The organism is Pontibacter pudoricolor, assembly GCF_010092985.1.
Classification (GTDB): Bacteria; Bacteroidota; Bacteroidia; order Cytophagales; family Hymenobacteraceae; genus Pontibacter; species Pontibacter pudoricolor.
On sequence record NZ_CP048106.1, the window covers coordinates 2519868 to 2534540 of the forward strand.

Consider the following 14673-nt stretch of genomic DNA (forward strand, 5'->3'; position numbering starts at 1 on the left):
TCCGGTGTATGTCGGAAGACCTTTTCAGCTTTAGCTATAGTTACTGCCCTACAACAAAAACGGCATTCCCGAACATCAGTTTACCACTGTGCCAGAACCCACGAAACAGCGGATTATCAGCCATATAAATTACCTGTCCGTTGCCCATTGGCTGTGCGCCCAGTATCAGCGCATTCTGTAGTTTCTCTTTTATGGCGGAGCCTACAAAGCCGGTGGTATAGTTGTCCTTTTTAAGCACGCCCACGTTCCAGCCTTCTTTCAGGTACTCAAATGTGTTTGATGAGCGGATAAGGGCAAAGTAAGTATCGCCGTAGCCAAATGCCAACGGGTGCGACTTATCCAGGTTCACACGGAACACACTGCCCTGCACTTCTTCAGCCAATGCTTCACGCTCGCGGTCGCCGTAGGTTTTCAGGTATTGGTAGGGATTCTCCTCTTTCTTTTCCTTTGCCTTCTCGCCTTCCGCTTTATCCTCTCCCTTTTTCTTCAGGTCAAAATCCTTTTTACCAACCAGAAATGCGGCTGCACTTTCCATGGCAATTAGTTTACCACCGCTTTTTACCCAGTTTTTTACCTGCTCCAGCGTCTGCTCGTCCAGCACCTTATTGTAATTACCTGACGGAAGTATCAGTACATCGAATTCGTGCAGGGGCACATTTTTAAAGTAGCTTGTATTGATGGCTGTAACCGGGTAATTGATCTGCTGCTCGAAATAATGCCAGACCTCCCCAAAAGCATATGGCGAAACGCCCTCGCCGGTCATTAAAGCTACTTTAGGCATTTTAAGATAACGAACCGAACCTGATCCGAAATCAGCACCGCTGCTTACAAAACCTGTAGCCGTAGCAGCCAGGTCTATAGTTTGCTGTTTAGCCAGATCACGAACTATAGCATCAAATTTGTCACCCAGCTTTTCGTTTCCGGTACGGGTTATAATAAGCGTACCAGCCGCGTATTGCTGCTTGTCTGTTTCGAACGCTTTTTCAGCCATGCGCACTTTTATACCCTGCTTCATCAGCTCCGTCAGGAATTTAAGGTCCTGCAGGTTGTTCCAGCGCACCAGGTAGGCGTATGGTTTTTCTATAGTTGGCGTGGCTATAGTTGCTGCAGCATGCTGTTTGTTTTGCGGCTCCAGTTTCTTTTTCATAGCATACGCCTGCACGCCAAAAGCGTAAGGCATCGCCCAGGAGGTTATGTCGTAAGTCAGGGAATCTTCCAAAGCTGCATTTGGCTCAAACAGAACCTTCACCAGCGTAGACTTCGGCTGATACATGCTGATCACCAGATCCTTCTCCCCTACTTTTACATTCTCTTCTTTGCCGGTGCTATAGTTAAAGCCCCGCCCTGACGAGCTTTTGCCGGCATAGCCGTATTGTATCTGCTGACGATCCAGGTAATCGGTGAGTGCTTTTACGTTGCCAGCTCTGTTGCCGTCAGCTTTTACTACAAAGGCTTTATAGTTGCCGCCTGGTTTGTTCAGATTGTTCTCATAATACTTTTTGAACTCCTGCTTTATCTGGTCGGCTTTTTCGGAAGTAGCCTGCATAGTTGCCATGCTGGCCGCTACGTGGTGCGCAATCCTATCTGTTAAGGTAAGTGTATCTCCGCTTTGTGTTTTAATGGCTAAACCCGCTCTGCCGGATCCGCCCTGCTCATAGGTCATGCCGATGGCACCGTTAAAAGTAGGCCATGTATCGCCATAACTAGGGTAAAACAGGTCAAAGCTTTCGCGGGTAAAATACAGCCAGTTGTTCTTGTCGAAATAAGAGCGGTTATAGTCGCCGATAGTGTTCTGAAACTGGCGCTGCCAAGGCGTTATGCTTTCGTGAAAAGGCTTTGCCGCCGGCGAAAAGTAATAGGGCGCTTCTACTCCCATTTCATGAAAATCAGCGTGCACCTGTGGCAGCCAGTTGTTATAAACTGCCAGGCGCTGCTTCGATTCTATTTGTGTTTGCCAGGCCCAGTCGCGGTTCAGGTCGAAGTAATAATGGTTTGGCCTGCCGCCCGGCCATGGCTCATTGTGTTCCCAGGCATATGGCATTGCGTTTCCGCCCTGCGCCGCTGCCTGCTTGTACCACTGCACGTAACGCTCACGACCGTCCGGGTTTACACAAGGGTCAACTATAACCAGTGTATTTTTCAGCCAGTTCTGCGTTTGTGTATTGGCAGGGTTTGCCAGTTCGTACAGTACCTGCATTACCGCTTCCGTACTCACCGATTCATTGCCATGTATGTTGTAGCTCATCCAAACTATAGCCGGCTGGCTTCCCTGTGCCTGTCCCTGCTGTACACCCGCCAGTTTTAAGTTATTTTCCCTTATCTCCTCCAGGCGTGGCAAATTCTCTTCTGATGCCACATATGCCAGCACCAGTGGCCTACCTTCGTAGGTTTTGCCATATTCCTGTAGTTTTATACGGTTAGGTGCCTGCGCCGCCAGGTAATTTACATAGTCGAGCACACGGCTATGAAACGTAAACTGCTCCCCGAGTTTGTAACCCAGGAACTGTTCAGGCGTCTGTATACTTTGCTGCGCCCATGTAACCTGCACATTCATCCAGATCAGTATAAAAACAGGCAGCCACTTAAGAGATTTTCTCATGTTATTAGGTATAGGAATGAAAAGGGAAGTAAACTACAGGGGTAAATTTACTGATTTTTCACAGCAATTATGTTTTATACTTTTTTAGCCAAAACTGGTTTATATAGTTATAGGTAGCTTTCGTAAATTGTAAGTATGCTGCTAAATAAACATTTGGTGAGGTTGCTTTTAAGATTAGTTTATAGTTTAGGTATACTGGTATTTCTAACTATAGCTACAGCCCTTATACTTAGTGTTTTACCTGTAAATACAGGTTTTGCGCAAACCCAGCAAAATGAGCATATCGAGATCTATATCACCTCCAATGGCATCCACACCGACTTCGTGTTACCAGTTGCGACACCTTATATAGACTGGCGCAACAAGATAGGTTTGCAGCATTTTGCCGGTGCAGACAGCAGTTTTACACATATAAGTTTTGGCTGGGGAGACCGCGAGTTTTACATGGAAACCCCGGAGTGGAGCGATCTTACCTTAAAAGTTGCGCTCTCAGCTATGTTCTGGCCATCCCCATCAGCCATGCACGTGGAATATATCCGGAGGCCCTTAATGCCAAACAAACACCAACGCCCGATCCGGATCACTCCCGGGCAATACCAGAAGCTTGTAACCTATATCTATCGTTCGTTCCAGAGCAGAGACGGCAACTTTATGCTTATTCCAGGCAAAGGCTATAGTTCTACCGATAATTTTTACGAGGCCCGCGAAAAATTCTACTTCCCTAAAAACTGCAACAACTGGGTGAATGGTGGCTTAAAAGCCGCCGGCCTAAGAGCTGCTTTGTTCGCACCCTTTCCTTATGCTGTTATGCGCCACTACAGGTAATAGCTAGCTTACTTCTATAGTTGGTAGTACTGAATGAGAACCTTCTAAAATGAAAAAGACGGGTAATGTACCCGTCCCTTTCTGCTTTAAACCCTAATAGTTTATTTCTTCATTAATTTAAAATTCGTTGTTATGCCATTCAGGCGAGTAGTAACTATGTAGATGCCTGCCGGTAACCCTTCTCCCAGGTCTAACACTGCTGAACTTCTACCTTTAGCTACCTCTATCGATTTTGTCATCAGCTTTTTGCCCATCAGGTTAGTCAGCGTTACTTCCATAGTTGCATCCTTCTCCGAGTCCACATCCAGTTTCACTTCGCGCACGAATGGGTTAGGATAAACAAACACACTGTTAACAACATCTCCAAAAATTACCATCTGCGGGCCGTAGTAAGCATGCTGCCCATCCGAATCGAGTTGTTTTAACCTGTAATAGCGTGTGCCAAACTTACCATTTTCCTTATCTACAAATTCGTAGGTCTGTTTTATGGAGGTGTTGCCATTCTTGGTCGGCACAAACTGCAGTTGTCTATAGTTCACGCCATCCTGCGATACCTGCACTTCAAAGCCTTCGTTGTTTTTCTCCATGGCCGTAGCCCACGTCAGTACCGCATTATTCTCTCTGCGGGTAGCTTTAAAGTACATGAGCTCTACTGGCAGTGGGGTAATGGTTCCTATGAAGAATGCAGTGATAGTAGGTGAAATATAACACTCATTCACCGTTGAACCGATTATAGTGATATTCACCTTGATTTCGTACGGGTTATCGTTTTCTGCAACACGTTCATATACATTTGTACTTGTTTTAGCTGCAAATGCCCATTGTGTATCATCCTGCTCAGGAGACTTCACAAACCAGGTATACTCAACAATTTCCCCATTCTTAGCGAAGTCATTTACCACTGTAAACACTGCCACCTCGCCTATTTTAACCGGATCAGTATCAGTGATTGGTCTTCCATCGGTTTTATGTGTGGCGAATATTTCTCCTATCGCAGGTACATTAGGTTTAATTGTCAGCGTACCCATTTCCACTATTACCCCGCCAGGTGTGCATGTTCCGGTTACTTTCACAGTGTAAGTACCATTATTGGCTACCTGCGCATTCGGTATGTTCAGCGTATTGCTATTATTACCTATAGATGCGTTGTCTTTAAACCATTCATAAGCAAGACCTGTACCTGTTGCTGTTACACTCATTGTTACAGCGCTACCCTGGCATTGTGTTGTAGCCGTAAGGTTTGGAGATGCTACAACAGGCTCATTAACTATAAGCGTAGCAATGGCAGAAGTTAATACGCCACATGTACCGGTAACTCTTACAGTATAATCTCCGGCATCTGCTGCAGTAACTGATGTTATATTTAATGTGGCTGCAGTAGCACCCTGCAAAGCAGTAGTTCCTTTGTACCATTGGTAAGTCAGGTTTGTACCGGTTGCTGTTGCGCTGAATGATGCCGGACTACCTGGACAAACTGTTAAGCCTTGCGGCTGTGAAGTGAGCCTGGTCAGCGGATTAACTATAAGCTCTGTAGTATTGGATGTAACCGTTGAGCTGCAAACTGATGTAGCACTGTTGCTTACCGTTACATAATACTTGCCGGCATCAGATAAAGCCAGGTTGCTTATAGTGATTGCATTAGTTGTAGCACCGCTTATTTTTCCTTGAGTATCTACAAGTGGTGTGGCAGAACCTTCCTTATACCAGGCATACTGCAGGTTAGAACCTGTAGCTGTTACACTTAAAGTTACACTTCCGGCTTCGCACTGAGCTGGTGTAGCAGTAAGGTTGGCTGTCAGAGCCACATTCTGATCGATCCTTATTGTTATTGCCTGAGAGGTTTCAGGATCTGAGCTACATTTTGAGCTGGTTACAGTGTCAATATCTGATGTGAACTCTAAATAAACCTGATCTCCATTCTGGAATGTACTTCTTGGCTTTGTAATACTTATAGTAGTTCCGCTTACTCCGGTTGTTGTTGCCAATAAAATATCAGCTACTCCACTGCGTCTGAGATACCATCTAACTGTTACATTAGCAGCTTCCCAGCCTCCAACTAAGTTTCCTAAAGTCGCGGTAAGTGTTACATTACTCTGATCGTTAGGGTTATAACACCAGGCAGGCACACTGCTTAATGTCATAGAGTAACCTTGTGGCTCGCTAAAGTATATTCTGCTGGATAAAGCACCTAAGCCTGGACCGCATATTGTGCCGGCATTTTTAGGGCTAACCCAGACACCAACCCAGTCCGTGGCAGACAGACCGGCAAACCCTCTTGTTCGGGCATCGTTTCCTATTGTACTGCCATCAGATCTGCTACGAGTCCATCCGTAAGTAAATTGATTTACCTTCGTATCTTGTCCATCACCTTCATTGACTTTTGCACCACTATTTCCCAAAATCACCTTCGCTTCAAAGTATCTATAGGCGTACTGCTTTATGATTGCAGGCGTGTTAGCAGGAACATAGTTTGCTATATACTCTGGGTTTGGAGCTGGCTCTTCATTATCAGCTACCACCTGCCCCTGCGCGTTTAGTGGCTGTCCAGCAGCATTTGTCATGTATGGATAGATCACTCGTTCAATATCCCGGTAAACATGAGCTTTATAGTCTGTGTTCTGACCCCTACAAACCGGGAACGGATCAGCAGTAACAACTACAGTGTATTTGGACTCTCTGACAGTTACAGTTTTGCTCACTGTGCTAGTGCACTGATTAGGGCTTGTCCCAGTAGTTAGTGTATATGTAATCATGTGTGTACCGGCTCCCGCTGTACATGGGTTAAAAGTAGTTCCACTCACACCTGGCCCAGCAAAGACCCCATTTGCTGGCGATGCAGAAAGAGCGATAGGCCCCTGACCTGTAAAGAATTCGCTGGTAGTGGCGAGTGTTCCGGTAAAGCTAACAACCGGATTAGGATTAACCCTTACCGTTACATTTTGGGTATTTGTACAGCCATTAGCTGTCATTTGCACCGCATAAACTACATTTATCGCACTAGCTGTAGTATTGATAAGTGTTTCGCTAATTACATTACCAGCCACATTCGATACCGGAGCATTGCTGATGCCTGTTACTGCAGCGCGTGACCAACTGAAAGAAGTGTTGGCTGTGGCACTCGTTGCAGTATAGTTAAATGCTGATCTACTACAAACAGCTGCCGGCGTCAAGGAACTGGAGAGCTTAGGAGTAGGATTAACAATAATAGTAAATGACATTTGAGTGGCTGAGCAACCGTTTACAGTCGCATTAACACTTACAGTTGTAGTTACAGGATTTGTACCAGTGTTATTTGCGGTAAATGCAGGGATATTACCAGTTCCGCTTGTTCCAAACCCAACATCTTTAGTCGATGTCCAGGTAATAGAGGAACCTGCAACGCTGCTTGCAAAATTAACTGCTGCACCTTGTTCTCCATTACAATAAGTCTTGCTAGCTACAGAAGTAATAACAGGAGTAGGTTTAACTGTATAAACAACTTCATCGGATGTAGAGCACCCATTTGTTGTAACAGTCATAGTAAGTGTTACATTACCAACACCTGTTATATCGACACGTTGTTTATATTCCCAATCATAACCTATGGATACTGAGTTTATTCCAGGATCTTTACTCTTAAGTGTCCATCTTACGTCCAGACTTTGATTAGAACCTACCCCACTACCACTTCCGTCTCTCCAGAAATAGTTCGGTCCTGATGTTGCCTGGCATTGAATCTGATCCGCCCCTGCATTTGCGATTGGCATAGGATGTACCGTTAAGGTAACATCTCTGAAAGCAGTGGTACAGCTGGCTACTGAGCTACTGGAAGATAACCGCATTGTAACGGTACCAATACCAGCTACTGTAACCTGAGTACCAGTTGTGTTAGGGCTGCTGATATTACTTACAGTTGCACCTCCGGTAGTTCCAACTACTGTCCATAATGGAGTACCATTAGCTACTGAACCGGTTAAATCGAAAACTGTAACGTTTCCGGTGCCAACACACTTCGCAGCCGGGCTGGCAGATGCAGCCGAAACTACAGGCTGTGCATTTACTGTTACTGCGGTAGCAGTTGCTGTTGTAGCCTCGCAAGTGGTTGTATTGTTTGTAACACGTACAGTATAGTTGCCTGCGGTTGAGGCAGTATATTGCTGGTTAGTTGCGTCGACAATTGCGGTTGTTCCGTTAAACCACTGATAAGAATAGTTACCCTCTGGAGCACTTAGCACAACTGATCCGCCCTGGCAGAAGGTAGTAGGACCACCTGCAGTTATAGTTGCAACCGGCAGAGGATCTACAGTAAGTGTAGTTGTACTCTCTGCTGTGTTACAAGCCGATGCTGCATTAGAGGTACTTAAAGTTATAGTTGCTGTACCAGTGCCAGTTGCTACAATAGTTGCAGTTGCTTGTCCAGTTGTAGTATAATAAACCGGGTTCTGAATCTGGAAGCTGGTATTTGAAGAAACCCATTGTGCTGTGCCACCAGAGAAGGTACCACTTACAGTGAAAGTTGTTGAGTTTCCGGCTCCGATACATTTTGCCTGATTGTTGCCTGTGATAGTTGCAGTTGGTTGTGGAATAACTGTAACGTTAGTAGCTGTAGGAGTAACTGCTACACAGCCTGTAACGCTATTTGTTACTTCTACAGTATAGCCACCTGATTGGCTTGCGGTATATTGTTGACCGGTACCGGCTGTTGAAATTACTGCCCCATCTCTGAGCCACTGATACGTATAGCCGGCTCCCTGAGGGGCACTGAGTACTACAGAACCGTCCTGGCAAAATGTTGTAGGGCCGCCTGCGGCTATAGTTGTACTTGGTAATGGATTAACAGTTAATGTTACAGCGCTATTGGCTGTAGTACAACTCGCCGCATTGTTTGTGGTGCGTAATGTAATTGTGCTCGCACCTGAACCTGTTGCTGTAACCGTTGCGGTAGCTTTGCCTGTAGCTGTATTAAAAACAGGATTACTGATCACAAAAGCTGGGTTTGAACTTACCCATTGTGCTGTTCCTCCTGAAAAATCACCTGTAACAGAGAAAGTAGTTGTGTTGCCTGTGCCCAAACACTTTTGCTCGCTGCTGCTGGTTATAGTTGCAACTGGTTGTGGCAGTACAGTAACAGATACATTTAAAGAGGTTTTGGAGCAGCCTTCTATTAAGTTGGTTACCTCAACCTGGTAATTGCCCGCTTCTGTTGCTGTTAAGTTTACTTCAGTAGCATTTGGTATCTCAATACCTTCCTTAAACCATTTATAGTCATAAGTCTGGCCAGATGGAGCCTGGTTTGCCCTGAGCTCTACACTACCCCCTCGCAGAAGGTACTGGAACCCACCACTGTAACAATAGCTTCAGTTGGTTTTTCTGCAACTATTACAGTTAATGTCTGAGAAGTCTGCTGGCATCCGTTCTGGTTTGTTACTACCAGGTAATAAGATCCGGAGGCAGTGGCAACATAATCTCTTTCAGCAGATACTTCCGAATCATCGGTCGCATCAAACCATTGGTATGTGAAAGTATCTGTGTCAGGTAGAGCTTTTGGCACCAGCACAACCGAGTTACCCTCGCAGAATTGAAGCGGGCCTGTTGGGGTTATACTTACTGTTGGCAATGGATTTACAGTTACTGCAACCGGGGCAGAAGATGCACTGGTACAGCTGTTGCCATCTGTTACCTGCACTGTATAATTACCCGAAGTAGTTACTGTAATAGATTCGGTTGTAGCCCCATTACTCCATAAATAAGAGTTGCCACCGCTTGCAGTTAAGGTCACTGACCCACCCTGGCAGAAAGTAGTCGGGCCTCCTGCGGTTATTGTTGCTACAGGAAGCGAATTAACCGTTACAGTAGTTGCTGCTGACTCAACACTCTGACAGCCTTTTGCATCTGTAACTACTACTGAAAATGAACCACTTGAAGTAACCGTTATAGATTGGGTGGTTGCTCCGTTACTCCAAAGCCAGGAATCTCCTGCACTGGCTGTAAGAATTACAGACCCGCCCTGGCAGAAAGTAGTAGGGCCATTCGGTGTTATAGTTGCTACCGGCAGTGGGTTTACAGTTGCTGTTACTGCTACTCTTTCACTTTCGCAGCCAGTGGTCTCATTAAAACTTGACGCATAATAGTCTGTAGTTGCTGAAAGGCTTGCTGTGGTGTAAGTTCCTCCGGTTGCAATAGGGGTTCCTCCGGTTGCATCTGAATACCATCTTACTAGTGTACCGTTTCCACCAACAGTTGCAGTAAGTGTAACTTCACCCTGACCGCAAACTTCACCCCCCACTGTTACTGGTGTAGCAGGAATAGGATTAACTATAACAACAATGCTTTCAGACGGATTACTGGTACAGGTATTAGCATCTGTTACCTGTACAGAATAAGAACCGCTTTGAGTTACAGTTATCGCACGGGTAGTAGCACCGTTACTCCACGAATAGCTTGCACCTGCATTAGCAGTTAAGGTAACTGAACCACCATCACAAAAAGTAGTAGATCCGCCGGGAGTTATAGTTGCAACAGGCAATGGATTTACAGTTAACGCTACATTACTAGAAGCTGTATTACAATTCGAGTTAGCGTTGCTGGTAGTAAGCGTTATAGTTGCGTTACCAGCCCCTGTAGCTACTACAGTAGCAGTTGCCTGCCCTGTGGCTAAATCAAAAACCGGATTTTGAATTTCGAAAGCTGGATTTGAGGAAGTCCATAGAGCTGTACCGTTGGCGAATGTACCGCTAACAGTAAAAGTTGTAGTATTATTTGCCCCTATACACAATACCTGAGGTCCTCCATTTATACCTGCTGTAGGCTGAGGAAGGACTGTAACGGTTGTTGCTGCAGATGGATTACTTGGGCAATTGCCCTGAGGGCTGGTTATAACAACAGAGTAATTACCGGATGTAGTAGCAGTGTAAGTTGAGTTTGTTGCACCTGGTATATTAGTGCCATTGTTACTCCATTGGTAACTATAGTTACCACTTGCTGGAGTAGTTGGATTAGCAACCGCAGTTAGTATCACAGAACCACCAGTACAAAATGTTGTTGGAGTTGATGTAGAGATTGATGCTGTTGGCGTTGTATTAACTGTTACAGTTACAGGCTTTATATCAAAACAGCCTGGAGCCCTAGTTGCTTTTATATAGTATGTCCCGCTCGCAGTTATTGCTGAAGGATTACTTAATGGAACTGTAGCAGCAGCGTCTGTCCAATAGTCAAATGTTAAACCAGATGTACTACCAGCGGTAACTGCAGCAGCTGTTATATTAACGGATCCGGGTGAGCAAACTGGCGAAGGGTTACTTATATTAAGATTAATGCTGTTACAAGTAGCAGTAATGACAAAATCATCTAAGTAAAGGACGGGACTATTACCGCCACTTACAGTATATAAACCGATAAAAAAGGATTGGGTGCTTGATACAGTAAAAGGAGTACTTATAGTTTGAAATGTTGAGGAGATTGCGACGTTATTTGTTGCCGAACCAAGAATCCTATTCCCTGAAGATGCTCTAGCATTTGCTTGAGTTGTTCCAAAAGTAATTTCAACTTTACCTGTTTCATTTGCTGCTCTAGCCTTAAGTGAAATAGTATAAGTTATACCAGGATAGAATGTAATTGTATTTGTAGTTACAGCATATCCATCATATCCTCTAGGGTTTCCAGTTAATCCAATAACTTGCAATTGCCCTCCGGTTATGCTGGCATTTCCTCTAGTATAAGGGCCAAGAGTCGTTTGCGTATTATTACTAAAATCATCTCTAAAAGGCTCTGTAGTCTGCGCCGAAACCTGCCGGCCGACAAGCAACAGAGCTATAAGCAGGAAGAGTGTGAGTAGTGTGATTAAACTTTGCCGAACATTGTCTGTCGAGCTGATAAGTCGAGTAAAATTTTTCTTCATGAGGTTAATGACTTTAGGGATTAAGCTGGGTTTGGGTTGTGTTGTGTTTGGGAGCACCTTTGGGTTATGAAGTGCAGTGGAGTGTAAATGCTTCTGAAATGGCAATAAACAGCCTGACCACCCTGTTTTTTAAGGTGGTTTTTCAGTTGCTATGAGATAAACCTTATAGCATTACTTTAAGAAATTGCAGTTTAATCAGGTGGTTGAGAAGAGGAATTGAAGTAACTTTCCTCTAATGACCTATAAAATTGCACTAAAACAACAAAGTATAGCTTCTGCATAATATTTTTTGGTTATAAGTACCAAATATTATTAACATAGTACATATATTTTGTATTTTAGTTACGCTAATATTTAACTTTTTTTATTCCTGTTATCATTACAGGGTTTAAACGCATATATTATTTGAACTATATTTATAGATATAAATATTTGAATAATACCTATAAATAGCATTTAAACCGCTTTTTGTATTAAAACCAGACACAAGCCGCCCAGCAACTATAGCTTCAGAAAAATCTTACAAGTCTCAGTTAACAAACCCTGATGTTGGGTAGCATGTGGCGTTGCTTAAACCTGAGTTTTGCTTTGCAGGTCAGAAGTGCTTTGATGATGCGAATAATTGACAACTGTCAGTACGTGTGGCATGACAGGATTTAACATTTGTAAAAGACTATATAAAAAGACAAATTGCAGTAGTAAACTTCTTCATCTTAAACTTTAAACTTCCCTAATGAAAAAACTGTACGCACTTGCTGTTACAGCACTTTTACTATGTAGCCAGCTGGCACAGGCACAGGCTACACTCTCGTACTACCTGCCTAAAAATGTTACTTATGATAAAAACATACCAACTCCGCAGCAGGTACTTGGCTACGAAGTTGGCGAATGGCATATAAGCCACGACCAACTGGTAACGTACATGCGCTATATGGATCAGGTATCAGACAGGATAACGATAGCTGAGTATGGCCGCAGCCACGAAAACCGACCACTGTACCTGCTCACTATCACCTCTCCGGATAATCATAAAAATATAGAGAAGCTAAAAGCAGACCACAAGCAATTAACAGACCCGGAGAACTCCGGTAAGCTGGATATAAAAAACATGCCGGCTGTTGTTTGGATGGGCTATAGTGTGCACGGTAACGAACCAAGCGGTAGCAATGCCGCCTTACTGGCAGTTTACCATCTGGCTGCTGCGCAGGGGCCAGAGATCGAAAAACTACTAAAAGAAACTATAGTTCTGGTTGACCCTGCCATTAACCCGGATGGCCTGAACCGATTTGCCAGCTGGGTAAACACAAACCGTGGCAAAAACCTGGTATCAGACCCGAACAGCTCCGAATTTGCTGAAGTATGGCCTCGAAGCAGAACCAACCACTACTGGTTCGACCTTAACCGCGACTGGTTACCGTTACAGCACCCGGAATCGCAGGGCAGGCTGGCAAAGTTCCATGAGTGGAAACCAAACCTGCTGACCGACCACCACGAAATGGGCACAAATGCTACATTCTTTTTCCAGCCGGGAATACCGAGCCGCAACCACCCGCTTTCGCCGGAGAACACGTTTAAACTGACACAGAAAATCGGCAATTACCACGCAAAAGCTCTGGACAAGATCGGCTCACTGTACTATACCGAAGAAAGCTACGACGACTTTTACTATGGCAAGGGATCTACTTACCCGGATGTGAATGGCGCCGTTGGTATTTTGTTTGAACAGGCAAGTTCCCGTGGGCATGCGCAGGAGAGCATAAATGGGGTACTCACCTTCCCGTTCACCATCCGTAACCAGTTTGTAACTACACTTTCATCGTTAGAGGCCGCCAACGCCATGCGCGAAGAACTACTGGCACATCAGCGTGATTTCTATAAGCAGTCAATAAACGAATCGAAGAAGGCAGCTACCAAAGCTTATATTTTTGGCTCTGAGAAAGATCCTGCCCGCGCTTATCACCTGGCCGAGATCATTCGCCAGCACCAGATCGCTATCTATAAGCCAAAAGAAACTATAAAAGTAGGCAACACAAACTATAACCCGGAGAGCGCTTACATTGTACCACTGGAGCAGCCGCAATACAAACTGATTGAGGCCATGTTCGAGAAACGTACCACGTTTAAAGACAGCCTTTTCTACGACATTTCTGCCTGGACTTTCCCGCTGGCTTTTGACCTGGAATACAACGCCCTGAACGGGAAGAACTATAAACCGGCACAGCTCGGTGAGAAAGTAACTAACCCACAGATGCCAACTGGTAAAATAACCGGAGGACAAAGCACCTACGCCTATGCTTTTGAGTGGAAAGCATATTATGCTCCTCGTGTACTTAACACTTTATTTGACTACGGCATACAGGCTAAGGTAGCCACCGATACTTTTAAGGGCGGAGATGGAAAAACGTTTGATTACGGAACCATACTTATACCTGTGGCGGGCCAGCCAGTATCCGGCGCAGAGCTATACAAGCTATTAGAAGAGGCAGCGCTTAAAAATGGCATAGAAGTGTTTGCAATGCAAACCGGCCTTACCTCATCAGGTATAAAACTGGGTAGCCCGATGATGTTGAATCTGCGCAAACCAAGCATTATGTTACTTACAGGTGATGGAGTGAACAGCAACGATGCAGGAGAGGCCTGGCACCTGCTTGATAACCGTTTCGATATTAAAACCACGCTAATAACAACAGATAACTTTAACCGCGCCAACCTGAGCCGTTACAATGTATTAGTGATGGCCGATGGTTCTTATAACAGCATCTCTAAAGACAAACTTCGCGCCTGGGTACAGCAGGGGAATACAGTTATAGGCATGGGCGATGCAATCAAATGGCTGGCAGATAACGGCCTGAGCAACATTACCTTTAAAAACGTAAAGGACACACCTGCAGCTTTGCGCAAAACGTACGCTGACCTTGGCAATGAATCTGGAGCTCAGGTAATTGGCGGTGCCATTTTTGAGACCACGCTAGACCTTACACACCCGCTGGCTTATGGTTATACAGACAACAAATTACCGATCTTCCGCAGCAATACCTTGTTTGTAGAGCCATCTCAGAACCCTTATGCTAACCCGGTTATGTATACTGCCAACCCGTTAATGGCTGGCTACATTTCAAAACAGAACCTGCAACAGATAAAGAACTCAGCCGCAGTTGCAGTTACAGCGGTTGGTGCAGGCAAAGTGGTAGCAATGCCGGACAACCCGAACTTCAGGGCATTCTGGTATGGCACCAACAAACTTTTCCTGAACAGCATCTTCTTCGGCCAGATTATTAACAACCGTTCTGCCCGCGCCGAGTAACAGCAACTATAAACTATAGCCTGTATTGCAAAAGCCCTGACCACAAGTCAGGGCTTTTTGTTTTAAGTA

Annotated in this window: 5 protein-coding genes; 2 read left to right on the forward strand and 3 right to left on the reverse strand. The window is 44.9% G+C overall.

All coding sequences use genetic code 11. The annotated features are described in order from the left end of the window. Positions 1-40 precede the first annotated feature (40 nt). Positions 41-2599, reverse strand: a complete 2559-nt coding sequence (locus tag GSQ66_RS10835; protein ID WP_162427486.1) for a M14 metallopeptidase family protein — start codon at positions 2597-2599, stop codon at positions 41-43. 162 nt (positions 2600-2761) lie between these two features. Between GSQ66_RS10835 and GSQ66_RS10840 the strand changes: the two genes are divergently transcribed. Next, entirely contained in the window at positions 2762-3424 is a 663-nt protein-coding gene (locus tag GSQ66_RS10840; RefSeq protein WP_162427487.1) for a TIGR02117 family protein, read from the forward strand. Positions 3425-3525: 101 nt separating this feature from the next. Here GSQ66_RS10840 and GSQ66_RS10845 read toward each other — a convergent pair whose 3' ends face one another. After that, entirely contained in the window at positions 3526-8475 is a 4950-nt protein-coding gene (locus GSQ66_RS10845; RefSeq protein ID WP_162427488.1) for a T9SS type A sorting domain-containing protein, read from the reverse strand. Positions 8476-8708: 233 nt separating this feature from the next. Beyond that, positions 8709-10421: an Ig-like domain-containing protein gene (locus GSQ66_RS10850; protein ID WP_162427489.1), complete on the reverse strand. Its 1713-nt coding sequence runs from the start codon at positions 10419-10421 to the stop codon at positions 8709-8711. Between the two features lie 1612 nt (positions 10422-12033). Between GSQ66_RS10850 and GSQ66_RS10855 the strand changes: the two genes are divergently transcribed. Beyond that, on the forward strand, positions 12034-14604 hold the full coding sequence (locus tag GSQ66_RS10855) for a M14 metallopeptidase family protein (protein ID WP_162427490.1): 2571 nt from the start codon (positions 12034-12036) through the stop codon (positions 14602-14604). The last annotated feature ends 69 nt before the right edge of the window (positions 14605-14673 follow it).